The organism is Amycolatopsis sp. AA4 (genome assembly GCF_002796545.1).
Lineage (GTDB): Bacteria > Actinomycetota > Actinomycetes > Mycobacteriales > Pseudonocardiaceae > Amycolatopsis.
Map to the genome: position 1 here is coordinate 7,132,687 of NZ_CP024894.1, position 24,187 is coordinate 7,156,873.

Annotated in this window: 22 protein-coding genes; 14 read left to right on the top strand and 8 right to left on the bottom strand. The window is 68.9% G+C overall.

Features of this window, described 5'->3' with window-relative positions; all coding sequences use genetic code 11:
• Nucleotides 1-63: 63 nt before the first annotated feature.
• Nucleotides 64-1,350, bottom strand: a complete 1,287-nt coding sequence (locus CU254_RS32870; RefSeq protein WP_086024919.1) for a PhoH family protein — start codon at nt 1,348-1,350, stop codon at nt 64-66.
• Nucleotides 1,351-2,085: 735 nt separating this feature from the next.
• Between CU254_RS32870 and CU254_RS32875 the strand changes: the two genes are divergently transcribed.
• Complete coding sequence (locus tag CU254_RS32875) at nt 2,086-2,334, top strand: hypothetical protein (RefSeq protein ID WP_037715588.1); 249 nt, start codon at nt 2,086-2,088, stop codon at nt 2,332-2,334.
• A gap of 78 nt (nt 2,335-2,412) precedes the next feature.
• On the opposite strand, the gene CU254_RS32880 is transcribed toward CU254_RS32875, so the two are convergent.
• A complete protein-coding gene (locus tag CU254_RS32880) occupies nt 2,413-3,171 on the bottom strand; it encodes an isoprenyl transferase (RefSeq protein ID WP_100266951.1) in 759 nt (252 codons plus the stop codon).
• A 105-nt stretch (nt 3,172-3,276) separates the two neighbouring features.
• Here CU254_RS32880 and CU254_RS32885 point away from each other — a divergent pair, with 105 nt between their 5' ends.
• A complete protein-coding gene (locus tag CU254_RS32885) occupies nt 3,277-3,951 on the top strand; it encodes a hemolysin III family protein (RefSeq protein ID WP_009083146.1) in 675 nt (224 codons plus the stop codon).
• Between the two features lie 90 nt (nt 3,952-4,041).
• Here the strand turns inward: CU254_RS32885 and CU254_RS32890 are convergent, their stop codons facing one another.
• The 3 genes from CU254_RS32890 to CU254_RS32900 form a co-directional block, all read right to left on the bottom strand.
• Nucleotides 4,042-5,937 carry an acyl-CoA dehydrogenase gene (locus CU254_RS32890; RefSeq protein ID WP_037715592.1) on the bottom strand — a complete coding sequence of 632 codons (1,896 nt, stop codon included), beginning with the start codon at nt 5,935-5,937 and terminating at the stop codon, nt 4,042-4,044.
• Nucleotides 5,938-5,996: 59 nt separating this feature from the next.
• Nucleotides 5,997-6,551, bottom strand: coding sequence for a hypothetical protein (locus CU254_RS32895; protein ID WP_037715594.1), 555 nt, complete (start codon nt 6,549-6,551; stop codon nt 5,997-5,999).
• Between the two features lie 94 nt (nt 6,552-6,645).
• Entirely contained in the window at nt 6,646-8,637 is a 1,992-nt protein-coding gene (locus CU254_RS32900) for a thioredoxin domain-containing protein (RefSeq protein ID WP_009083153.1), read from the bottom strand.
• 244 nt (nt 8,638-8,881) lie between these two features.
• Between CU254_RS32900 and CU254_RS32905 the strand changes: the two genes are divergently transcribed.
• The 5 genes from CU254_RS32905 to CU254_RS44455 all read left to right on the top strand — a co-directional run bounded on the left by CU254_RS32905 (nt 8,882) and on the right by CU254_RS44455 (nt 13,535).
• Complete coding sequence (locus CU254_RS32905) at nt 8,882-10,360, top strand: hypothetical protein (protein WP_199786045.1); 1,479 nt, start codon at nt 8,882-8,884, stop codon at nt 10,358-10,360.
• A 232-nt stretch (nt 10,361-10,592) separates the two neighbouring features.
• Nucleotides 10,593-10,994, top strand: a complete 402-nt coding sequence (locus CU254_RS43355; protein ID WP_009083155.1) for a hypothetical protein — start codon at nt 10,593-10,595, stop codon at nt 10,992-10,994.
• Complete coding sequence (locus CU254_RS32910; protein ID WP_100266952.1) at nt 10,880-11,605, top strand: DUF3558 domain-containing protein; 726 nt, start codon at nt 10,880-10,882, stop codon at nt 11,603-11,605. Before CU254_RS43355 ends, CU254_RS32910 begins: the two co-directional genes overlap by 115 nt.
• On the top strand, nt 11,605-12,801 hold the full coding sequence (locus CU254_RS44450) for a hypothetical protein (RefSeq protein WP_009083158.1): 1,197 nt from the start codon (nt 11,605-11,607) through the stop codon (nt 12,799-12,801). Before CU254_RS32910 ends, CU254_RS44450 begins: the two co-directional genes overlap by 1 nt.
• A 14-nt stretch (nt 12,802-12,815) precedes the next feature.
• Nucleotides 12,816-13,535 carry an ESX secretion-associated protein EspG gene (locus CU254_RS44455; RefSeq protein ID WP_009083160.1) on the top strand — a complete coding sequence of 240 codons (720 nt, stop codon included), beginning with the start codon at nt 12,816-12,818 and terminating at the stop codon, nt 13,533-13,535.
• 21 nt (nt 13,536-13,556) lie between these two features.
• On the opposite strand, the gene CU254_RS32925 is transcribed toward CU254_RS44455, so the two are convergent.
• Both CU254_RS32925 and mca read right to left on the bottom strand, forming a co-directional pair.
• Nucleotides 13,557-13,916 carry a hypothetical protein gene (locus CU254_RS32925; RefSeq protein ID WP_009083162.1) on the bottom strand — a complete coding sequence of 120 codons (360 nt, stop codon included), beginning with the start codon at nt 13,914-13,916 and terminating at the stop codon, nt 13,557-13,559.
• Entirely contained in the window at nt 13,913-14,827 is a 915-nt protein-coding gene (gene mca, locus CU254_RS32930) for a mycothiol conjugate amidase Mca (protein ID WP_009083164.1), read from the bottom strand. The genes CU254_RS32925 and mca overlap by 4 nt, the downstream gene beginning before the upstream one ends.
• Before the next feature lie 195 nt (nt 14,828-15,022).
• Between mca and CU254_RS32935 the strand changes: the two genes are divergently transcribed.
• The 3 genes from CU254_RS32935 to CU254_RS32945 all read left to right on the top strand — a co-directional run bounded on the left by CU254_RS32935 (nt 15,023) and on the right by CU254_RS32945 (nt 17,053).
• Nucleotides 15,023-15,463 (top strand): DUF4307 domain-containing protein, encoded by a 441-nt coding sequence (locus CU254_RS32935; protein ID WP_009083166.1) that lies wholly within the window; start codon nt 15,023-15,025, stop codon nt 15,461-15,463.
• Nucleotides 15,464-15,650: 187 nt separating this feature from the next.
• Nucleotides 15,651-16,151 carry a transcription elongation factor GreA gene (gene greA / locus CU254_RS32940; RefSeq protein ID WP_037715598.1) on the top strand — a complete coding sequence of 167 codons (501 nt, stop codon included), beginning with the start codon at nt 15,651-15,653 and terminating at the stop codon, nt 16,149-16,151.
• A 98-nt stretch (nt 16,152-16,249) separates the two neighbouring features.
• The gene (locus tag CU254_RS32945) at nt 16,250-17,053 is read left to right on the top strand and encodes a hypothetical protein (protein WP_009083168.1); all 804 of its coding nucleotides are present in this window, start codon (nt 16,250-16,252) and stop codon (nt 17,051-17,053) included.
• Here CU254_RS32945 and CU254_RS32950 read toward each other — a convergent pair.
• A complete protein-coding gene (locus tag CU254_RS32950; RefSeq protein WP_009083170.1) occupies nt 17,037-17,507 on the bottom strand; it encodes an Lrp/AsnC family transcriptional regulator in 471 nt (156 codons plus the stop codon). The genes CU254_RS32945 and CU254_RS32950 overlap by 17 nt on opposite strands.
• A 121-nt stretch (nt 17,508-17,628) precedes the next feature.
• On the opposite strand from CU254_RS32950, the gene hppD reads away from it, so the two are divergent.
• From hppD to CU254_RS32970, 4 genes are all read left to right on the top strand, one after another.
• Nucleotides 17,629-18,828, top strand: coding sequence for a 4-hydroxyphenylpyruvate dioxygenase (hppD, locus tag CU254_RS32955; protein WP_009083173.1), 1,200 nt, complete (start codon nt 17,629-17,631; stop codon nt 18,826-18,828).
• A 201-nt stretch (nt 18,829-19,029) separates the two neighbouring features.
• On the top strand, nt 19,030-19,593 hold the full coding sequence (locus CU254_RS32960; protein ID WP_009083175.1) for a YbaB/EbfC family nucleoid-associated protein: 564 nt from the start codon (nt 19,030-19,032) through the stop codon (nt 19,591-19,593).
• A gap of 30 nt (nt 19,594-19,623) precedes the next feature.
• On the top strand, nt 19,624-19,929 hold the full coding sequence (locus tag CU254_RS32965) for a type VII secretion target (RefSeq protein WP_009083178.1): 306 nt from the start codon (nt 19,624-19,626) through the stop codon (nt 19,927-19,929).
• Nucleotides 19,929-24,185: a hypothetical protein gene (locus tag CU254_RS32970; RefSeq protein WP_009083179.1), complete on the top strand. Its 4,257-nt coding sequence runs from the start codon at nt 19,929-19,931 to the stop codon at nt 24,183-24,185. Before CU254_RS32965 ends, CU254_RS32970 begins: the two co-directional genes overlap by 1 nt.
• Nucleotides 24,186-24,187: the final 2 nt, after the last annotated feature.

A 24,187-nucleotide genomic window follows, 5' to 3' on the forward strand; every position in this document is an offset into this window, starting at 1 on the left:
CAAGTCCGTGAAGGACTCCTTGAGGGAATCTGATTCCCTCAAGGAGTCCTTCACGGAGCTAGCTCAGCCGTGGTCCTCCAGCATCTCGGTCACCAGCGCCGCGATCGGCGAGCGCTCCGACCGGGTCAGGGTCACGTGCGCGAACAGCGGGTGGCCCTTCAGCTTCTCGATCACCGCGGAAACGCCGTCGTGCCTGCCGACCCGCAGGTTGTCCCGCTGGGCCACGTCGTGCGTGAGCACCACTCGCGACGCCGAGCCGAGCCGCGACAGCACGGTCAGCAGCACGTTGCGCTCCAGCGACTGCGCCTCGTCCACGATCACGAACGTGTCGTGCAGCGAGCGGCCCCGGATGTGCGTCAGCGGCAGCACCTCGAGCATGCCGCGGTCGAACACCTCGTCCAGCACGTCCTGGCTGACCAGCGCGCCGAGCGTGTCGAACACCGCCTGCGCCCAGGGCTGCATTTTCTCGCTCTCGGACCCGGGCAGATAGCCGAGGTCCTGGCCGCCGACCGCGTAGACCGGGCGGAACACCACGACCTTGCGGTGCTGCTGGCGTTCCATCACCGCCTCCAGGCCCGCGCACAGCGCCAGCGCCGACTTGCCGGTGCCCGCGCGCCCGCCGAGCGACACGATGCCGACGTCCGAGTCCAGCAGCAGGTCGAGCGCCACGCGCTGCTCGGCCGAGCGGCCGTGCAGGCCGAACGCCTCGCGGTCGCCGCGCACCAGCCGCACCCGCTTGTCCGCCGTGACCCGGCCGAGCGCGCTGGAACTGCCCGCGAGCAGCCGCAGCCCGGTGTGGCACGGCAGTTCGCCCACCTCTCCGAGCCCGAACTCCGCCGGATCCGCCGAACCGCCCGAGAAGAGCGCGTCGATCAGCTCCTGGGGCGCGTCCACGTCCGCCATGCCCGTCCAGCCCGACGGCGTGACCTCCTGCGCCCGGTACTCGTCCGCGGTGAGCCCGACCGCACCCGCTTTGACCCGCAGCGGGATGTCCTTCGTCACCAGGGTGACCGCCGGCCGCTCCGTCGCGAGGTTGAGCGCGCACGCGAGGATGCGGTGGTCGTTCGAGTCGGTGCGGAAGCCCACCGGGAGGACGGACGGATCGGTGTGGTTCAGCTCCACCTGCAGGGTGCCGCCCTGGTCGCCGATCGGGATCGGGGCGTCGAGCCTGCCGTGCTGGAGCCGGAGGTCGTCCAGCAGCCGGAGGGATTCGCGGGCGAACCAGCCCAGCTCGGAGTGGTGGCGCTTGGCCTCCAGTTCGCTGATGACGACCAGCGGGAGCACCACCGCGTGTTCGGCGAACCGGGTGACCGCCCACGGGTCGGAGAGCAGCACCGACGTGTCGAGCACATAAGTGATGCGTGGGGATTCGGGCGAGATCGAGGCTTTCTCCGGGGCCGAAGCACCGGTCGAAGAACGGCCAGAGGCCTTGCGGGGTGAACGCTGCGCAGTCACGACGGCATCTCCCTCGAGGGCGTGTGCACCCCACGCCCGCACTCGCTGGGCCGGGCACCTCCCTGGCTGGGTCCGCACTCCCTGACGCTGGCTGCGTCAGGCGGCACGGCCACGAGGGCCGGGTGCCGGCCCCCTCGTGCATCTCGTGGGCGGCTGAGCCGCCCCCTCGATCAACGCCACGACCAGGGCCTCCCGCGAGAACCCGCACGGAACGCGAGCTCTCTATTCCGGAAGGTACCTACGTCCGCCCCGTCGTGCAGGCAGCCACACAGGTGATTCGCCGATTCGTCATCCCACCGTCGGTCGCCCGCAACAGAGTGTCCACAGTGCTCACTCAGCGTCACTGGGTCCGGCGATCGGGGGGTCGCACAGATGGATGATCATGGAAAATTAATCACCGAGTGCAGGCAATTCCCAGGTAAAGGGCCTTGTACCACGGAGCAGACCGGAATGCATTTCGCGTCCTGGACACTGAACCGGACCGAGTGAACTGGGCCTTCCAGCGCTCACACAATGGGCGTACGCGCCATTCGCCAGAGGCCATTCGGGGGTAATTTCCTTACTGCGGGACACACCACCGGAACACTCCGGTGCCCCGAATCCCAGTATCTCTACCTAGGAGTGTGCGAAGTGCTGAAGAAGGCTGGAATTGTCGCCGGTGCGGCCGCGGGCCTGATGATGATCGGCGGGACGGCGTTCGCCTCCCCGGCCACGACCCAGGGCGCTCCGGACCCGACGTTCGGCGACGCCTACGCCACCTTCATCGAGGGCGGCGGCGCGGCGGGCTACGGTCTCGCTTCGCTGGCCGCCGGTGCCTACACCGGCATCGCGCTGACCCCGGCGCTGGTGGCCCACTCGATGGAGCACCACCACGGCTGAGCCGTCTTGCGCGAAGGCCCCGGAGCACGGCTCCGGGGCCTTCGCGGCGCCTCCGGCCCGGCTGGGCGGAGCGCCGCGTCAGGCCCCGAACCGGCGGTGCCGCCAGGCGTAGTCGCGCAGCGCGCGGAGAAAGTCGACGCGCCGGAATGCCGGCCAGTAAGCCTCGGTGAACCAGAATTCCGAATGCGCGGACTGCCACAGAAGAAATCCGGAAAGCCGCTGTTCACCGGACGTTCGGATAATCAGATCCGGATCCGGCTGACCGGATGTGTACAGATGTTCCGAGATGTGGTCGACGTCGAGGATTTTCGCGAGTTCGCGAATCGAGGTGCCCTCGTCGGCGTGCTGCAGGAGAAGTTTGCGGACGGCGTCGGCGATCTCCTGCCGGCCGCCGTAGCCGACCGCGATGTTCACCTCCATGCCCGAGTGGTTCTCGGTCCGAGCCGCGGCGGCGGTGAGCTTCTGCGCCACCTCGAGCGGCAGCAGGTCGAGCGCGCCGACGATGCGCAGCCGCCACGGAGCCTCGGCCCCGGCTAGCTCGTCAGTGACGTCGGTGATGATTTTCAGCAGCGGGGTGAGCTCGTCCGGATCGCGGTTGAGGTTGTCGGTGGAGAGCAGCCACATCGTCACGACCTCGACGTCGGCCTCCTGGCACCAGCTCAGGAAGTCGGCGATCTTCTTGGCCCCGGCGCGGTGCCCGTCGGCCACGTCGGTAAACCCGGCCTCGCGCGCCCAGCGGCGATTGCCGTCGAGCATGATCGCGATATGCCGCGGATGCCGGCCCGCCGATTGCTGGATCAGGCGGCGGCTGTAGATGCTGTAGACGACGTCGGACATGAAGGACCGGAGGCTCACGTCGCCCGAGCGTACGCACCCCTGGATCAGAGGTGTGACGCGCCACGGGGGCTGGCAAAAAACCTACGGTTCCGTAACCTTGGGACGGTGAGCGTGAAGACCGAGCCCCCCACCGTCCCCGAGGACACCCGCCCCCGGTTGCGCGGGCACATCCACTTCTGGTCGTTCTTCGGCGCGGTAGCCGCGGCCGCCACGCTGATCAGCCTCGCCGCGGCGACGGTCTCCCCGGTCGCCGCGCTGGCGACGTCCGTGTACGGCCTCACCGTGCTGGGCGTGTTCGGCGTGAGCGCGCTGTATCACCGCAGGCTGTGGAGCCCGCGCGCGTACAAGTGGATGAAGCGCGCCGACCACTCGATGATCTTCCTGTTCATCGCCGGGACCTACACGCCGTTCACCCTGCTGGCCATGTCGAAGCCGACGGGATACATCGTCCTGGGCATCGTCTGGGGCGGCGCGATCCTCGGGGTGGCGATGAAGATGCTGTGGCCGCACGCCCCGCGCTGGCTGGGAGTGCCGATCTACATCGCGCTCGGGTGGGTCGCGGTGTTCGTCCTGCCGGAACTGCTGAGCCACGCCGGGGTCGCGGCTTTGGTGTTGCTTTGCGTGGGTGGGCTGTTTTATACCGTTGGGGCGGTTTTTTACGCCGTGAAGTGGCCTAATCATTGGCCGGAGACGTTCGGGTACCACGAGTTCTTCCACGCTTGCACGGTGCTGGCAGCGGTGTCGCATTACATCGCGATCTGGTTGGCGATGTACTCCTAGCTGCGGGTTTGCGGTTATCGATCTTCCTCAGGCCGTCTCCAGGCTGTCACGCAGCCTAGGGACGGCCTGAGTCGTTTCCGCCAGACCGGTTCAGCCGTTCAGCATCGGGGCCGCCAAGAACTGCTCCGGGACCGCGAACCCGTCCACCAGCGTCCGCGCGTGCGGCCTCAACGCCCCGCACAGCGCGTTGACCGCAGCGGTCACCGCCTTGGAGCGGCTCGCCGAGATGCGGCCGTGTTCGAGGAACCACGCGCGGTCTGCTTCGATCGTCGACAGGGCGTACAGGTCGCAGAGCCGCGAAAGCAGCGCAGCCGCGTCCGTATCGGGGCAGGCGGCGACAGCGCGTGCGAAGGCGTCGAGGATCAACCTGTCCACGTGTACACGGCCAGCGAGCAGCACGTGGTCTTGTACGGAGTTGAAGACGCCGAAGGGGTCCGAAGCAGCGCCGCGGAGACGGTTGGCTACACCGCTCAGTACATGCTCTTCGCGATCCTCGAAGAGACGCTGTTGCCACTCGCGGTCGAAGAGCACTGAAGCGTCGTCGGACTCTGTGAGCCGCTCAAGGAACTTCCGCGCGGCAGAGCGTTCCATGACGGTGTCCACCAGCTGCTCGGCGACAAATCGCGCGGTCGCCAGGGGGCTGAGGTCCTCGAAGTGTTCCTTGTACTGCGTCAGCAAGCCCTTCGCGACCAGCTGCAACAACACAGTGTTGTCGCCTTCGAAGGTAGTGAAGACGTCGGTGTCGGCCTTCAAACCGGCCAGCAGGTTCTCCGCCAGGTATCCGCTGCCGCCGCAGGCTTCGCGGGCCGTTTGGATCGCCGCGGTGGCGTGCCAGGTGTTCAGGGCCTTCAAACCGGCCGCGCGGGATTCGAGTTCGCGTTGTTCTTCTTCCGGCGCGTCCGGGGCGATGTCGTGCAGGGCGGCGACCAGCTCCTCCTGAGCGAAGTGCAGGGCGTAGGTCTTCGCCAAGGCGGGCAACAGCTTCCGCTGGTGTCCCAGGTAATCGAGGATGACGACCTCGTCCCCCTCTGGACGCTGGAACTGCCGCCGCTGGTCGCCGTAGCGGATGGCCAGCGTCAGGGCTCGCTGGGTGGCGCATCCGGCGCTGCCGCCGACACTCACGCGGCCTCGGATGAGCGTGCCCAGCATCGTGAAGAACCGGCGGCCGTCGCTTTCGATCGGGCTCGAGTAAGTCCCGTCCTCGGCTACGTCGCCGAAGCGGTTCAGCAGCGCTTCCCTTGGCACGCGGACCTGATCGAAGGTCAAACGTCCATTGTCGACGCCGTTCAGACCGGCTTTGATCCCGCAGTCCGCGATCGTGACGCCGGGGGCCGGAGCACCCGAATCGTCGCGGATCGGGACCAGGAAAGCATGCACGCCACGGGATTCGCCGCCGGTGATCAGCTGCGCGAAGACCACCGCGAGCTGTCCGTCGCGGGCCGCGTTGCCGATGTATTCCTTGGTGGCGCCGGGATCCGGGCTGTGCACGACGAACTCGCGCGCGGCCGGATCGTACGTCGCCGTGGTGCGCAGGTGCTGGACGTCGGAGCCGTGGCCGTGCTCGGTCATCGCGAAGCAGCCCAGCAGGTCCAGATTCATGATGCGGCGCAAGTACTTCTCGTGGTGCGTCGCGGTGCCGAGCAGCTGCACCGCGCCGCCGAACAGGCCCCACTGCACGCCGGCCTTGACCATCAGCGACAGGTCGCCGTAGCCGAGCATTTCGAACGACATCACTGACCCGCCGACGTCGCTCAGCCCGCCGTACGCGGCGTCGAAGCCGAGCGCCGGACGGTCGGTTTCGGCGAGTTTCCGCAGCTGGTCCAAGACCTGGACGCGGTGCGCCTCGACGTCCAGACCGATCGTTTCCCGGAACTTCTCCGCGCTCATCTGCGCGCGCACGTCGCGCTTCAACTCGGCCCAGCGTCCATCGAGGACCTCGGTCAGCGCGTCCGGGTCGACTTTTTCGGGCACAGCGGGGACGTCCACAGGTTCCTCCGATACAGCAGGCTGCCTCCAGCCTGCCGCAGCGGAGGAAGTCCCGCAGCTCAGCCCAAATCGGGCCCCTTCGACCGCAGGTCGTCGACCTTGGTCATCGCCTCGCGCAGTTCGGTCAGCCACGCGTCCGCGTGCTCGCCGACCAGCCGCACCGCCCAGGCCAGCGCCTCGGACCGCGACCGCGCGACGCCGGCGTCCACGAGCGTGTCGAGTACCAGCCGTTCGGGCTGCCGCAGCCGGGTCATCACCGGCACCGACAGCGTCGTGAAGTGCGCCGTCGTGCCGCCCAGCTTCGCGCCCCACGCCACTTTGCGCTGGTAGCGGTGCTCGGCCTGCCGCGCGATCTCGATCCGCTCGTCGCGGGTTTCCTCGCGGAACCGGCTGATCCGCCCGTCCTCCGCGGCCGCGCGGGCCGCGTCGTCGGCGTATTCGCCGGTCAGCGCGGGCAGCTCGCCGACGACCAGGATCTCTTCGCGGTCCACGGTGATTTCCGGCTCGCCGGTGAACCAGCCGTCCGGGAGCCGTCCGCCGAACCACGCCGCCGCGTCGTCCGCCGACGGCGCCTCGGCCTGCTGCCAGCCCCGGCCTTTCCAACCTCGCCCCATGACGTCCACCATCCTTGATTACATGATTACGTCACTACTGAAGCTACGCTGATTCCACTGCAGCGGGTAGCGCGTTCACCAGGGGCGGAATTCGTCAGAGCTGGGCGATGAGCTGGTCCGCCGCGGTCACCGGGCGTTCGCAGACGTAGCCGCGGCAGACGTACGCCGCCGCCTCGCCGCCGACCAGCGGCCGGTCGGCCAGCAGCGGGACGCCGGGCGCGTCCGGTTCGCCGCCGAGCACGATGCCGCCGCCGTGGATGTGCTGCGCGGCGGCAGTGACCAGCTGCGCGCGTTCCCCGCCGACCACCGCGACCTGCACCGGTCCGGACTGCGCCGCCTCCGCCACGGACAGCCAGTGGCCAGCGAACCGCGGCACGCGCGCGGCGAGCAGGCCGACGCGACGCAACGCCAGTTCAGCAGCATCGCGGTAACGCGCCGCTTGGTCAGACCCGGCCAGTGCGGAGGCGGTGAGCAGCGCGCCAGCCAGTGCCGAAGCGCCGGACGGGCTCGCGTTGTCCGTCGGATCGGACGGACGCTGCACCAAGACTTCGGCGTCGTCGGCGGTGTCGTGATACGCGCCGGGAGCGGAATCCGAGGCGAAGTGCGTCAAGGCGACGTCCAGCAGCCGGGTCGCTTCGGTGAGCCAGCGCGGTTCGCCGGTGGCCTGGTGGAGGGCGAGAAGACCGTCCGCGAGGCACGCGTAGTCCTCCAGCACGCCGACCGGAGCCCCGACCGCACCGTCGCGCGAACTGCGCCGCAGGCGTCCGTCCACGAGGTGCAGGTCCAACAGCAGGGACGCCGCGTTGCGAGCGAGTTCGATCCACTGTGGACGCTCCAGCGCGACGCCCGCTTCGGCCAGCGCGGAAATCGCGAGACCGTTCCAGGCCGCGACTACCTTGTCGTCTCGCCCCGGTTGTGGCCGCGCCGCCCGCGCTTCGAGCAATGCCTGGCGGACGCGCTCGAATCGGGCGAAATCGTCCGGATCTGCCCGCAGCTGGAGGGTCGACGCGCCTTCCTCGAAGGTGCCCTCTTCCGTGACGCTGAACAGCTCCGCTGCCCACGGACCGTCCTCGCCGAGCACCTCGTTGAGCTGCGCGGGAGTCCACACGTACGTCAGCCCCTCGACACCTTCGGTGTCCGCGTCGAGCGACGCGGCGAAACCTCCTTGCGGCGTAAGAAGATCGTGCTCGAGGAACCGGACGATCCCCTCCGCCACCCGCCGCGCCGACGCCGACCCACGGCGGGCGAGATGCGCGTACACTCGGAGCAGCAACGCGTTGTCATACAACATTTTCTCGAAGTGGGGCACGATCCACTCCGCGTCCACGGAGTAGCGCGCGAACCCGCCGCCCAGTTGGTCGTGAATGCCGCCGCGAGCCATCGCCTCCGCCGCGGACTCGGCGAGCGCATACGCCTGGGCCGAGCCCGTGCGTTCGTGGTGCCGCAGCAGGAACTCGAGCACCATGGACGGCGGAAACTTCGGCGCACCACCGAAACCGCCGTGCACGGGGTCTGCCTCCTGCGCGAGTTTCGTCACCGCTTCCGCCAAAGCGTCCGCGTCGACGGCGGCCTCCTTCAACGGACCGCTCTGCTCGGCAAGATGCCCGACGATCTGTTTCGCGCCCTCGCGCAGGTCGTCCGGCCGTTCCTCCCAGGCTTCCGCGACGGCCAGCAGCAGCTGCGTAAACGACGGAATCCCTGGACGCGGCGCGGGCGGATAGTAAGTGCCGCAATGGAACGGCTCGCCCTCCGGCGTGAGGAAGCAGGTCATCGGCCAGCCGCCCTGGCCGGTCATGGCCTGCGTGGCGGCCATGTAGACGGCGTCGATGTCCGGCCGCTCCTCGCGGTCGACCTTGATGTTGACGAAATGCGCGTTCATCAGCGCCGCGGTGCCCTCGTGCTCGAAGGACTCGTGCGCCATGACGTGACACCAATGGCAGGCGGCGTACCCGACGGACAAGAGAATCGGCACCCCGCGCCGGCGCGCCTCGGCCAGCGCTTCCGGACCCCATTCCCACCAATCCACCGGGTTCTCGGCGTGCTGCAGGAGGTACGGGGACGTCGCTTCGGCGAGGCGGTTCGACATGGTGCCGAGTGTGCCGCATTCCGGTAGTCGGCACATGGAGCGGGACAATCGGCCAGAACGGCCACCGCACCCCGCCGAGGTCGGGCAGAACTCGCGCCGATCCGCTGAGCGGACGCTGAGAAATCCGACCACTGGCCTTGGTCGCCCGAAGAGAAGCTCGCTAGAGTCCGCCTCCATGAGGCGATCCGCTCGCGTTGGCTCCCTGAAATCCCTCACCGCACTCGCATTCATCGGATGTCTTGGTTTGTCCGGTTGCAGTGTCCATGCGGCTTCCGCGGCACCGAACTGGATCAGTTTCGCGAACGGCCGCCTCGCGTACGGCACCGATGCGCAGGGCAACCGGATCCCCGATTTCTCCCGGGTCGGCTACCGGAACGGCGATGCTCCGCCGCCGGAACTGCCGGTCGCGGCGACTGTCGGGCCGCAGCCGTCCGGGGATGACACCGCACGGATTCAGCAGGCCATCGACCAGGTCGCGAACAGCGGCAAGCCCGGCGCCGTGCAACTGTCGGCAGGCGACTACCGACTCGAAGGCACTCTCCGGATCAGCGCCGGCAACGTCGAACTACGCGGCGCGGGCAGCGACGCGAACGGAACGCGGCTGGTCGCGGCGGGCACCCTGCACACCCTGGTCACGATCGCCGGCACCGGCTCGCGTGCCTCGGCCGGATCGGCGATCCCGGTCGCCAGCGGCTACGTCCCGGTCGGTGCGGATCAGCTCGACGTCACCGATTCCTCGTCCCTGCACGTCGGCGACCACGTCATCGTGCAGCGACCGCAGGAACAAGCGTGGATTCACGCGATCGGCATGGACCAGATCCCGCCGCGGCCGGACGGCACCCCGAGCAAGCAGTGGACTCCGAACGCCGGCCTGGAGTTCGACCGGACGATCACCGCTGTCCACGGCAAAACGGTCCGCTTCGACGTGCCGCTCACCAACGCCTTGGAAAGCCAGTACGCCCACGCGACCGTCACCCGCTATGCGTATCCCGGGCGGATCAGCGGTTCCGGCCTCGCACACCTGTCCGCGGACGGCGCCCAGTTCGAGCGGGATCCCGCGTGGCACGACGACGGTTTCTTCAAATCCCAACTGGTCTCCGTGGACACCGCGCAGGACAGCTGGATCGACGACGTGGTCGCGGACCATTTCGGTTCCGCCTTCACGGTGGGGCAGAACGCGCTCCGGATCAGCCTGCTGCGCACCTCGTCTCTCGACGAGTCCGTCCCGCAGGACATCCACGACCAACCCGCCGCCTACACCATCAGCGGCCAGGAAACCCTGGTGCGGCAATGCACCGTCACCGGCAGCAACGTGCACGCCTGGGTCACGCAGGCGAGGGTGCCGGGCCCCAACGTGATCAGCCGCTGCACGGCGACGAACACCGGTGCACGGATCCTCGACGCCGGCCCGCACCAGCGCTGGGCCAGCGGCACTCTCTACGACGACCTGGCGATGAGCCCGCCGTCCGGTCATCTTCAGCTGTCCGACCGGCAGTGGATGGGCAGCGGCCAGGGCTGGGCGGGCGCGAATTCGGTCCTGTGGAACTGCGCCGCCGGCTCCTATCTCGTGGAAAACCCGCCGACCGCGCACAACTGGGCGCTCGGGTGCACCGGAACTCAGGACAAGCCGCCGTCGGGCCACCGGACCGGCGAGATCGGGTCGCCCGGCACGCACCTTCCGCCGGAAAGCCTTTACGACGAGCAACTGGCCGAACGGCGCTGACGAAGCCTTCCCCGCTGTCTGCGGCTTAAGACATTCGAGTGATGCTTGCTGTTGGCCGTACGACAGTCGCCCTGCTCAAGTCCATAAACGGTGAACTCCGTTGCGAGTTGCAGTTCGCAAATGCAGACAGGCTTAATCGCGGCGACTAGAGTAACTACCCGGCTCCACAGGGTGACGAATACACCTGGGCCCAGCGGACCCGGGACGATCTACGCACGGGGAGGCGTACATCGTGGCCGACAATCAGCAGTCCGACCTGCCTCCGAACCGGAGGCGCGGCGCCGCGTCGATCGAGACGACGGCGGTCGCGCCGCCGCCGGGCGACGGGTACTCGTACGACAAAGCGACGCTCAAAGAAATCGCGACCCGCTACGAAAAACTCGCCGACAAGTTCCGGCTCGACAAGGATCGCGCAGGGGTCATCGCGCGAACCCAGCCGCCCGGGCTGGATTTTTCCAGCACCGACAACGCGGCCGTCTTCCGAAGTTCCGGAGAAGTCCTGTGGGGCTCGCTGGAGCAATGCGAACGGTATTGCCGCGATCAAGCTGCCAAACATCGCGCGGCGCTCCAAAAATACTCGGATGCCGACGAGGCGCATTCGACCGAAATGCACCGGGCCGGGGGAAGTCTGTGAGACGCGCCCTGGCGCTCGCCCCCTTGGCCCTGTTCGCCCTCGCCGGCTGCTCGGCCACGACCCCGGGGCAAGCCGTCCCGGCCGAGAGCACCGGTCCGCCGACGGCGAGAACCACCCCGGCGGACGAGGTTCCCGGCCCCGGCGTGCCGAAAGTGCCGAACCCGATCGACATCACCAGATTCAAGCAGAATCCCTGCGCCGCTCTGACCGCGGAGCAGATTTCGAGTCTGCTCGGCGACGAGGCACGCGTCGTTCCGGACCCGAAAGGCGCCGGCGGACCCGGCTGTGGCTGGTTCTCCCAGGCGCACCTCGTGGTGCTGTTCCCGAACGTCGACAAACTCGGTCTGACCTCGATCTATCGCGCCAAAGGCGGCACCTATCCGTTCTTCGCGCCCCTCGCCCCGGTGGACGGTTACCCGGTCGTCGCTTACGGCATAGAGGACGTGCGGGCCCGGCTCGGCGAGTGCAATGTCGCGCTGGGAACGAGCGACCGCGAAACCGTTGACGTGTCGATCACCCAATCGCCGGCGCACAAAGGCGAGAAGGATCCGTGCGAATCAGCGCGCGAGGTCGCGGGGAAAGTGCTCGGCAATCTGCGAGGAGGACGCTGATGGACGGTCGATCATTGACCCCGGCGGAGATCTACCAGCACATCACCGGCGGGCAGGGGCCCGAATCGCTGGGCGAGACCGCGAGGTCCGCGGCGGATCTCAGCCGGGACTTGACGGAACGGATCGACGAAATCGCGGCCCTCGCGGACAAAATCCGTACCGGATGGCACGGAGCCACCGCTGAGGAAGCCGCTGGCTCGGCTGGTCCGCTGATGTCCGCTTCCGCGTCGATCAGCACGAATCTCGTGTTCGCGCAGGCCGCGGCGGACGGGCAGATCTCGGCTTTCCAGACTGTCAAAAACACGGTGAAACCGATCGGCGACCGCCCGGAAATCGGCCCGCAGCACGTGTACGACCTGCTTCAAGGAAAGCTCGCTTACTTCGCCGAGCTGAACCAATGGCAGACCGACGCCCAGCACAACATCGACGCCTACACCGGATACCACTCGACGACCGGCGTCAACTCCGGCCGGATTCCGGCGCACTACGCGGAACTGAGCGACACCGGTGCGTCCGTTTCCCCCGCCAGTACCAGCACACCGCGGCCACCAGTCGCGGGTCCCAGCAGACCGAGCGGCAAACCGCCCGACCACCGCCGTGCTGGCGTCAGCGAACCGCCTCCGGGCAACGCGGGCTCCGCGGGTCCGATGCCGAACCCACGGCAGCCGAGGCCTGCGCCAAGCAGCGAGCGCCCGGCGCATCATCCGGGCAGTCGCGGACCCGACCCGGCGGAAAGCCATTCCTCGGCAACGCCGTCCGAAGCGGCCAAACCGCCGGATTCGACTCGCCTCAGTTCGTCCGCTCCCAGCCCGATCGCATTGCCGCCCGGATATCGATTCGGGCCTTCCGGCCAGCCGATCAACCCTCTCGGCGCTCCCGGATTCGATCCGGTACCCGGCAGCGGCTACGCCCTCAGCAGCCCCGGCGGCGACCCGAACGGCGGCCCGGAAAGCGGAAACCGGACCGGTGCCCGCGCTCCCGGCGGACCGGCTCCGGCCCGCAGCGGCCAGGCCGGAACGCCAGGCGCGGCAGGGAAAAACGGCAGCATGGCCGGCAGCGGAATGCCCGGGAAAAGCAAGGAAAAGGACAAGGAGAGAACCGCTCCGCCCTACCTGCGGGAGACCGATCCGGACGTGTTCGGCGGGAGCGACGGCAAACCGACGCCGCCGGTGATCGGGGACCGGCCGGTCCGTTAGGCCGGGAGGAAGCGGTGCGCGCGACCGAGCTGTCCCTCGACGCCCTTCTCGGCGCGCTCCGGGAAGCTGGGTTCGACGAGCCGCATCCGGTGTTTTCCGGGCGGCTTCGGTTCACGGCCGACGAACGGCGGCTCGACCGGACCGTGCGCGAAGAGCTGGCGTGGCTCGGACTGACCGAGCACGGGCGGTTCGTCGACGAGTTCGAGGACGTCCTCTACGCGCTGGGCCGCGCCGACACCGAATACGTCGCCCACGTCGAGAATCAGGACATCCGCTACAGCGTGCTCGTCGCCGTCCGGGGACGGACCGGCGTCAAAGCGTTGTGTCGCGGCAACCGAGTGCGGCTGAAGGTGCTCGACGGGACCCATACCCCGGCCGGTGCGCTGGTCGCGAGCCTGCCGCGGTACCGGCCGGCCCAGCTGACTGCGTTCTCCCTGCCCCAGGAGGACTTCCAGGCGGACCACTCGGACGATCGCAGCCCAGCCGCACGCGTGGTCGACGACCTGTTCCAGCAGACCTGGTTCGGCGTCGGCGAGATGACCGTCGTCGTGCGCGAACCGGCGCGACCAGGGCGCGCGGAAGCCGGGCCGCTCAGCTACCTCGACCTCACCGACGGGCGCGTCGCGTTCGAGGTCTCCGGGCCCGAGGGAAACCGGTACATCACGGTGCTGCCCGGCGAGGACAGCCTGCTCACGGACAAGCTCACTGCCCTCCGCGACGGGCTCGCCAGGTAGCGCCTCGCCCGCCGCCGGAGGTCAGTCGCTCTTCTTGGCCGTCGCCGCGTCCGGCTTCTTCTCCGCAGCCGCAGCCGGTGCCGGTGCCGTCTCCGAATCCGCCTCAGCCTCAGCCGAAACCGAGCCGTCCGCGGAACCAGTCTCCGAAGCGGCCTCTTCCTGGTCGAACGTCTGCGGCACCTTCTTCAGGTGCTTGCTCATCGACCGGACCAGGAAGACGACCGCGACCAGGAACAGGATCAGCACCAGCAGGCCGACCGGCGAGGACTTGCCGAAGTCCTCGCCCTGGCCGCCGTTGTCCCCGCTGTCCGGCTGCTGGGACAGGACCAGCGCCGACGCGGTGAGCGGGACGACCGCGACGGCCGGCACACCGAAACTCATGGGCTCACCTTCTCCTTGATGCCTGCGAACAGATCGTCCTCCGGCAGCGTGCTGTCCACCAGGGAGCGGTTCAGCTCGTACTCCTCAGTGGGCCACACCTCGCGCTGGATCTCCAGCGGTACGGCGAACCAGCGGCTGGTCGGGTCGATCTGCGTGGCGTGCGCCTTCAGCGCCTCGTCGCGCACCTCGAAGTATTCCCCGCACTCGATCCGGGTCGTCACCCGCTCCATGATGTCGGCGCGGTCCGGGTCCCAGGACTTGAGCCACTCCTCGTACGGCGACTCCAGCCCGGCCTCCTTCAGCGCGGTGTCGAACGCCACCATCCGGGCCTTGGAGAACCCGTGCATGTAGTACAGCTTGAGCGGCTGCCACGGCTCGCCCGCCTCCGGGAACCGCTCCGGGTCGCCCGCCGCGTCGAAGGCCGCCATCGACACCTCGTGCGTGCGGATGTGGTCCGGGTGCGGGTACCCGCCGTTCTCGTCGTAGGTCGTGATGACGTGCGGACGGAACTCGCGGATCACGCGGACCAGCGCCTCGGCGGCCTCCTCCAGCGGGATCACCGCGAACGAGCCCTCCGGCACCGGCGGAAGCGGGTCGCCCTCGGGCAGCCCCGAGTCGATGAACCCCAGCCAGCGGTGGCTCACGCCGAGGATCTTCGCCGCGCGCGCCATCTCCTCGCGGCGGATCTCGGTCATGTTCGCCAGCACGTCCGGCCGGTCCATGGCCGGGTTGAGAATGCTGCCCGCCTCGCCCCCGGTGCAGGTCACGACCATGACCTCGTGCCCTTCGGCGACGTATTTGGCCATGGTGGCGGCGCCCTTGCTCGACTCGTCGTCGGGATGGGCGTGCACCGCCATCAGGCGCAGTCGCTGCTTGCGGTCTTCTGTTGTCAGCTCGTCGGCTCCCACCATGGTCCGAACGGCCCTTTCCTGTCCTGTTATTCCGTGACACCCGGTTGCGCCGCGGTAAACCGCCCCGGCTCCGCGCCGCCGGAACGGGTCGCGGATACTCGACCAGGGTGGTGCCCCGGACCGGCCGCACCGCCTATTGTCCCCAGGGGTACGACAAGTTTGACCGGAGGCCCGGATTTGCAGAGCGGGGAGACCGTGACCGCCGAGGGCGACGCCGTTCCGGCGCGGCCCGCGGACCGGTACGGCGCCGCGGGCAAGGGCAAACCGTCGAAGCGCTGGCGGAGGTGGCTTTTCGTGGCCGTCGCGCTGGTCGTGAGCGGCGCGATCGGCTTCGTCTACTACCTCAACCTCGGCAAGACCCCGATCGAGGCGGAGCGCGTCGGCTTCGAGGAACGGCCGGGCGACGCGATGCAGGTCACGCTCAACGTCACCCGGGACGACGACAGCAAGCCCGGCGTGTGCGTCGTCCGGGTGCGCGACAAGTCCGGCGCGGAAAGCGGCCGCCGGGAGGTGCTGGTTCCCGCCGGGGCCAGCCACAGCAGGGTGAACACGGTGGTGAAGAGCATCGGGACCCCGGTGACCGCCGACGTGTTCGGCTGCTCGTATTCCATACCACGCTATCTGTCAACCCCGTAGCGGCCAACGGAGTGAAATGCGCGGCGAGCGTCCGCGCGGCGTGAAATGGACCGGCGTCGACCTGTCCTGCCGTGATACGCTCGTACACCAGCACGGCCCCCGACGGGCCGTGTTTTTCCTTTATCTCAGCCGCGTGCGTACGCGGTGGCCGGCTTGTACACCCAAGCCTGGCAGGCCCTACGAGGAGATGGTGACCGTGAGCGACACCAAGGTGACCTGGCTGACCCAGGATGCCTACGACAGGCTCAAGCACGAGCTCGACGAAATGATCGAGAATCGTCCGGTCATCGCCGCCCGCATCAACGACAGCCGCGAAGAGGGCGACCTCAAGGAGAACGGCGGCTACCACGCGGCCCGCGAAGAGCAGGGCCAGGCCGAAGCCCGGATCCGGCACCTGCAGGAGCTGCTGCGCAACGCGAAGGTCGGCGAGGCTCCGGACGACGACGGCACGGCGGGCCCCGGCAAGGTGCTCACCGTCAAGTACGACGGGGACGACGAGGAGGAGAAGTTCCTGCTCGCCACCCGGGAGGAAGGCGCGGAGGGCGCGCTCGACGTGTACTCCCCCGAATCGCCGCTCGGCAAGGCGCTGCTCGGCGCCAAGGAGGGCGAGTCCCGCGAGTACGAGCTGCCGAACGGCAAGACCATGAAGGTCACCCTGGTCAAGGCAGTGCCCTACACCGAGTCCTGACCCGTCTTCCGCCGAACGCGCGCCCGCCCGGTTTTCCGTGGCCCGGCGCGCGTTCGGCGGTCTAGCGTGTCTTTCAGCTGAACCACTGGAGGACACCGATGAGCACCCACCCCCTCTGCCTGACCTGCGGGACGCAGTACGCCGCCCCGCGCGCGGACTGCCCGATCTGCGAGGACGAGCGCCAGTACGTTCCGCCGGGCGGGCAGAAGTGGACCGACCTGGCCGCGCTCCGCTCGGACGGCGACCTCAAGCCGCGGGTCGAGGAGCAGGGGCCGGGGCTCATCGGCATCGGCTCGGACCCGAAATTCGCGATCGGCCAGCGCGCGCTGCTGGTCCGCGCGGCGAGCGGCAACTTCCTCTGGGACTGCTCCGCCTACCTCGACGACGAGCTGATCGGCAAGATCGCCGAACTCGGCGGCATCACCGGCATCGCGATCAGCCACCCGCACTACTACACGACGATGGTCGAATGGGCGCACGCCTTCGACGTCCCGGTCTACCTGCACGAGAACGACCAGCAGTGGATCGGCAGGCCGGATCCGTCGATCGAGCTGTGGACCGGGACGACGCTCGACGTCTCGCCGGATCTCCAGCTGATCAACCTCGGCGTGCACTTCACCGGCGGCACCGTCATGCATTGGCCGGACGGCGAGGAAGGCCGCGGCGCACTGCTGACCGGCGACATCGTGCAGGTGGTGCCGGACCGCACGCACGTCGGTTTCATGTACAGCTACCCCAACCTCATCCCGGAGCGGCCGAGCGTCGTACGGCACGCCGCGGAACTGTTGGAGCCGTACGCTTTCGACGCCATTTACGGCGCGTGGTGGGACGCCATCGTGCGTACAGACGGCCATAACGTCGTACAGCGCTCCGCGAAGCGCTATCTCACGTACGTGTCCTAGCCGTCCGTTCGAGCAACGGCCGCACTCGCGGCGGCACTGGTGTCGACAACGCGATCGAAGTCGACGTACGCAAGACATCCGGCACGCCAACCACTTCGTCGATGACGCGTTGCAGATCGTCGTTGTCACGCGCGACAAGGCGTACGAAGAGGTCGCCTTGTCCGGTGGTGGCGTGCACTTCGCACACTTCGTCGATCGCAGCCAGTGCCTCCGCGACACCGGCGCGTTTGCCCTGCGCGATTTCGAGCACGGCGAACGCGGTGAGGCTGTAGCCCATCGCGGCCAGATCGAGTTCCGGCGGGAAGCCGCCGAGGATGCCGCGTTCGGTGAGCCGGTCCAGCCGCGCCTGCACGGTGCCGCGCGCGACGCCGAGCCGGCGCGCGCATTCGAGCACGCCGAGGCGAGGCGAGTCGGTGAGCAACAGCAGCAGTCGCGCGTCGAGCGAGTCAAGCACCGGTTTTCTCCCTGCGCAGGTTGTCCAAGATGACCGAGCTTCTCCAGGATAAGCTGAACATATTGTCCAGCTGAAACGGAAACCGTTGCGCAGCTTGCCGGGCGCGACTCATGCTCAGTGCATGACCTCCACGATGGATCCGCACGGCGCACTCGACGACGTCAGCTACGACCAGCTCCGCCAGCTCGTCGGACTGGTGGACCACGACGCCTCGACCGACCCGTTCCCGGTCAAGGCACTGGACGCGGTGGTGTTCATCGCGGGCAACGCCACCCAGACCGCGTGGTTCTACCAGGTCGCGTTCGGCATGCAGCTGGTCGCGTACTCCGGCCCCGAAACGGGACAGCTCGACCACAAGGCCTTCGTGCTCAAGTCCGGTTCGGCGCGCTTCGTGATCACCGGCGGCGTGAAGCCGGATTCCCCGCTGCTCGACCACCACCGCCGCCACGGCGACGGCGTGGTCGACCTCGCCCTGGAGACCACCGACGTCGACAAGTGCGTCGAACACGCCCGCAAGGAGGGCGCGACGATCCTCGAGGAGCCGCACGACGTCTCCGACGAGCACGGCACGATCCGCCGCGCGGCCATCGCGACCTACGGCGAGACCCGGCACACGCTCATCGACCGGTCCCGTTACAACGGCATCTACCTGCCCGGCTACGAACCTCGCGAGGGCACCGTCAAGCGGCCCGAGGGCGCGCCGAAGCGGCTGTTCCAGGCGGTCGACCACTGCGTCGGCAACGTCGAACTCGGCAAGATGGACTACTGGGTCGACTGGTACCACCGCGTCATGGGCTTCGTGAACATGGCGGAGTTCGTCGGCGACGACATCGCCACCGACTACTCGGCGCTGATGAGCAAGGTGGTGTCGAACGGCAACCACCGGGTCAAGTTCCCGCTCAACGAGCCGGCGATCGCGAAGAAGAAGTCGCAGATCGACGAGTACCTCGAGTTCTACGAGGGTGCCGGCTGCCAGCACATCGCGTTGGCCACCAACGACATCATCGCCACCATCACCGCGATGCGCGCCGCGGGCGTCGAATTCCTCGACACCCCGGACTCGTACTACGACGACCCCGAGCTGCGCGCCCGGATCGGCGAGGTGCGGGTGCCGATCGAAACGCTGAAGGAGCACCGGATCCTGGTCGACCGCGACGAGGACGGCTACCTGCTGCAGATCTTCACCAAGCCGATCGGGGACCGGCCCACCGTGTTCTACGAGCTGATCGAGCGGCACGGTTCGCTCGGCTTCGGCAAGGGCAACTTCAAGGCCCTGTTCGAGGCCATCGAGCGCGAGCAGGAGCGCCGCGGCAACCTCTGATCCGCTCCTTCCCTTTCCCCGGCCCGTCCGCGAACCTTCGCGGGCGGGCCGTTTAATATTACGGCGCGCAACCGGAAGTTCGCGTACAGTAGTCGGCAGCACATAGTGATTCGCGCCGCGCGTCCCAATTCGGACCCGCGCGGAACCGACGGGGTCGCGCGTCCGTCATTCTGGAGACGTCACCGCGGAGAAAGGGGCCCGATGCCGGACAGCGTCGACGCCAGCGAGCAGATGATCGAGGGCTGGACCAAGCAGCTCCAGCAGACCGCTGCCCGCTACCAGGCGATGGCCGAGCGCATGCAGGGCCAAACCGTCACCGAGCGGTCGAAGGACGGTTCGGTCGAGGTCACCGTGGATGCCAAGGGGCTGCTGAAGAACCTGGTGCTCGCGGACTCCGCGGCGGGCAAGAAGATGGCCGACGTCTCCGCCGAGGTGCTGCGGCTCGTGCAGCGCGCGCAGGCCCGGATCCCCGAACTGCTGCAGCAGGCCGCGGCCGAGACCGTCGGCGGCGACGAGACCACCGAAACCTTGGTGGCGGACGCGCAGCGGACGTTTCCCGCGCCGCCCGCCGAGGAACCGGCCGAGTCCGGACCCGACCGGGTGCGCCGGTTCCTGCCCGAGGACGCCGAGGAAACCGGGGCTCCCGCACCGCCGCCGGCGCGTCCGGCAGGTCCGCCCGCACCGCCGCCCCCGCAGCAGCAGCAACGCCGCCGCCGGAGTTCGTCGGACGAGGACGACGACTTCGGCGGATCGATCCTGTCCTGACTTCAAGCCGTTCCAGGGGGAAGAAAAACCATGGCACCCAGGGGTTACGAGATCGGCGGCGATCTCGAGGCGCACGCGCGTCAGCTCGACGCGCTCGCCGACGGGCTGAAGCAGGCGGTCGACGCCGCGCACCAGGTCAGCATGCCCACTGACGCGTACGGCATTCTCTGCCAGCCGTTCCGGATGATGCTCGACCCGGTCGAGAACTACGGTATCGAGGCGTTGCAGAACACCGTGACGGCGATGGACGCGCAGGCGCAGAAGGTGCGCGACGCGGCGAAGGCGTACGACAGCTACGAAGGCGAAGCTGCCGGTTCGATGAAGGCGAGCGACTGATGCCCGACGCCAATCCGCTGGTCGCGGAGTCCAAAAAGGACGGCGACGGACCGGGACCGTTCACCGAGGGCAACGGCGATTACGGTTACGCCACCGGGATCAACATCGCCGAATCGGCGACCGACGCGTGGAAGGGGATCGCGGACGGCGACTGGGTTTCCGGCGGGCTCGGCGTCGCGAGCCTCGCCGGCGAGATCGCGGGCGCGGCGATCGACCCGTTCGGCTACCTGATGTCGTCGGTGGCGTCGTTCCTCATGGAGCACGTGCAGCCGCTGAAGGACATGCTGGACTCGGTCGCGGGCAACCCGCCGGTGATCCAGTCCTACGCCGACACCTGGGGCAACGTCGCGAAAGCGTTGCAGGAACGGCAGAAAGACCTCGAAAACGCGGTCAAGACCGGCACCGCGGAGTGGAAGGGCGACGGCGCGGACGCCTATCGCAAGTCCGCGGCGGAGGCGGCCGAGGCGATCGGCGGCGCGGCGACGGTCGCGAACGCGATCGGCACCGTCACGATGATCATGGGCCAGGTCGTCGCGTTCGTGCGCGGCCTGGTGCGCCAGCTCATCGCGGACCTGGTGGGCAAGCTGATCTCCTGGGTCATGGAGGAGGTGTTCTCGCTCGGATTCGGGACGCCGCTGGTGGTCGCGCAGGCCGTCACGGCGATTTCCAAGTGGGGCGAGAAGATCAGCGAGCTGCTGACGAAGCTGTGCGAGACGATGCGCCGGGTCTCGCCGCTGCTCGGCAAGCTCGCCGAGGTTTTCACCAAGATCATCAAGGTGCTGGGCAAGCTGGCCGGCAAGGCCACCGGCCTCGACGTAATCAGCACGAAGAACATCAAGGCGGGCGGCTTCTTCCACCGCGGCGGTTCCGGCGGCGGCGCGGGCGGCTCCGGCGGCTCTGGCGGCGGGCACCACGGCGGATCCGGCGACGGGGACGCGGAACCCGGCTCGCCGTCCGGTTCGCGGCGCTCCAACGGCTCGGACAACGCCGACGGCGGAGACGGCCCGAACAGCAGCCACAACGGTTCGGACGGCTCCGACACGCCCGGCGACCACTCCGGCGGTTCCAGCGATTCCGGCGGCCGCAACGGATCCGACAGCCCGAGCAGCGACAGCCCGTCGTCGCCGGGCTCGCATTCCTCGGCACCGGACGGCACCGGACCGTCCACAATAGACACCGCGACGTCGTCGACCCGGCGTGGTTCCGACAGCCCCGGCGGGAGCCATCCTGACTCCAGCCCGTCGACGCTGGCCGGTGATTCGAGCCCGACCTCCCGCAGTGGAAACGGTTCCTCGGACAGCTCGTACTCGCCGCAAAGCTCGCCGCACAGCGACGGCCCGTCCTCGGTCAGCGCGCCGTCCACGACGCCGCACTCCAGTGGCGCCCCGCATTCCGGCGGGTCCTCGTCGTCGGGCGGCGGCACGCATTCCGGCGGCAACGAGCCGAGTCCGCATCATTCGAGCAGCAACGACTCGACGTCGGCGAGCGGGTACGCCCCGCCTCGCACGGACGCGCCTTCCCCGCAATCCGCTCCCCCGCAGCACATCCGCTCGAACGACGGTGGCGGTTCGGCACCGAACCAGAGTCCGGCGGGCGGAGGAATTCCACAGCAGGGCGGCGGGGGCAGTCCGACCAGTGCCCCGGCTGGCGGCGGCAGTCCGTCGCCGCGGCCCAGCGGCGGCGGCTGGACCGGGACGCCAGGGTCGCGGGCGCCCGAGGTCGCACCGAACCGGGTTCCGGACGGCGGGCCTTCGGGTCGGCGGCCGAGTGGCGGGCCGAGTACGGCGGACGGTGGCGGCCCGAGCCGCACGCCGGATCGTTCCGGGCCCGGGCCGCAGCGCACTGGCGACGGCGGTTCCTCGACGCCGCAGCGCACTGGCGACGGCAGTTCGGCTCCGCAGCGCACTGGTGACGGCGGTTCCTCGCCGCGTGCTGGCGATTCCACCGGACGCGGTGGTTCCTCGCCGCAGCGTCCGGCGGATTCGTCGAGCGGCGGTCCGCAACGTCCCGGTGACGGCGGCGAGGCCGGTCAGCCCAAACGGCCTGGTACGGAACCGGGTCTCGGCCGTTCGGAACCGGCACCGACGTCCGGCGGCGGATCGCCCGCGTCGGCGAACCGCGGGTCCGGCGACGGTTCCGCGCCCCCAGCCGCGGCTGTCGCGACCGGTCCCGGCGGAGCCCAGCGCGGCCCGGAAGCAGGCGGTGGCGCACGGCGTCCGGACGGCTCTCCCGAGCCCGTCGCACGCGGCGGTGCTCGTACTGACGCGCCGCCCGCCAAGCCCGGCGAAACACCGCGGACGGGGAAGGAGTCCCCGGCGCAGAACGGCAAACCCCAGGTCGACGAGCCCGGGAAGCCGAAGGACGGCGGCAAGCCGGAGAACGCCGCCCCGGACAAGAAGCCCGGGCAGCACGACGGCGCGGAAAACAAACCGGGCAGCGACGCGTCCGAGCACAAGCCGGAGCACGCCGCTCCGGAGCACCAGGACCCGAAGCACCACGACTCGGACGGGTCGAACCACCACGACGACCCCGGCCCCGACGGCGCCCCGCCGCACCACGACGAGCCGCTGTCGCCGGACGAGGTCAACCACCGGCACGCCGAGGACACCCCGGCGGGCAGCTCGTACCACCGCGGCGACCCGGAACTCGGCGACCTGCCGCACCGCGTCCAGCCGGACCCGGACGGGCGGTACACGGTGGACGTGCACGTCACGGCGGACGGCCACGCCCGCATCGGCGACCGGCTGTACACGCCGGAGGAGTTCGCCGATGTCCTGCGGCACAACGGAAACTACGACGGCAGGCCGATCCGGCTGATCGGCTGCGACGCGGGGTCGAACGATTTCGCGCACCGGCTTTCGCGCGACCTCGACACCGAGGTGCTGGCGCCGAGCAAGCCGGCGTGGACCGATTCGCACGGCCGCGTCTTCTCGTCCGACTACGAAATCGGTCCCGACGGACGGATGCGGCCGCGGATCCCGCCGGACGGCGAATGGGCGGTGCACCGTCCGGACGGCACGGCGCACCACGTCGGCGACGACGGTTTCGCGCCGGACGGAAAGCACCACGACCCGCACGACATCGACGCCGACAGCTCCCGCCACCGCGGCGAAGACGGGGACGACGACGACCTCGACTGGCGCGACCGGCCCGGCCCGGACGGCCGCACGCCCCGGGAAAACCTCGCCGACCCGGAGTACATCAAGAAGCACTACTACGAGTGGACCGACCAGAAAACCGGGCGCACCGAGCTGCGGATCAGGCATTCCGCGGTCGATCCGGAGAACCCGCCGCACCCGGTGGACCTCGTCGACGGCAAGCCGGTGTTCAAGCACGACCGGCCGGCGGCGGAGTTCATGGGCTACGACGACGCGCGGTCGGGCACGCACGCCCCGCAGCGAGGCGACGCGACGGCCCCGGAGCACAACGGCGGCCAGCACGACGGCGGCCAGCACCAGGGCGACCACGCCGGGCACGACTCGGGGAACGGCCAGCACGACCAGGCTCCCGCCGAACAGCACGTGCCCGGAACGCATTCCGACACGTCGAACTGGCGGGAGAAGGACTACGACGCGATCGACCAGAAGGTGCACGATCGCGAAACCAAGTACCACGAGCTGAACGACACCCCGAAGGATTCCCCGGAGTGGAAGGACGCGCACAACGCGAAGAACGACGCGTCCGAGAAGCTGGGCGAGGAGGCGTCCGGGCACGCGGTGCGCGACCGGCTGCACCGCGAGTTCACCCAGGCCCATCCTGACCAGCACTTCGACGTCCGGGAACACCCGGACGCACCCGAGGGCAGCCACCGGTACCAGATCGTGGACGGCGACGGGAACGTGCGCGCGGACATCACGCCGCGGCATCCGATCGACGGCGAGAAGCCGGGAGCCGGGAACTTCGACCACATCTGGGAGGTCGACTACCACAACGGCGGCGAACCGCACTACATCGTGCACGAGGCCAAGGGGCCGGGCGGCCAGCCCAGCACGCGGTACGTGCCCGAGGACATGCGCACCTACCGGCAGGGCCACCCGAAGTACTTCGACGACATCGTCAAGAAGATGGCCCACACCGACCCCGACCTCGCGGACGCGCTCGAGCGTGCGAAGCTCCAGAAGAGGCTCGATTATGTGGAGGTGCGGGCGTTGGTCGACCAGACCGAGCACACGCACAAGAACCTCGGCTACGCCTACAAACCCTTCAACGGTTACGACTACCAGTCGCCGCTGACCCCAGCGTCCGGTGAGGAATGAGA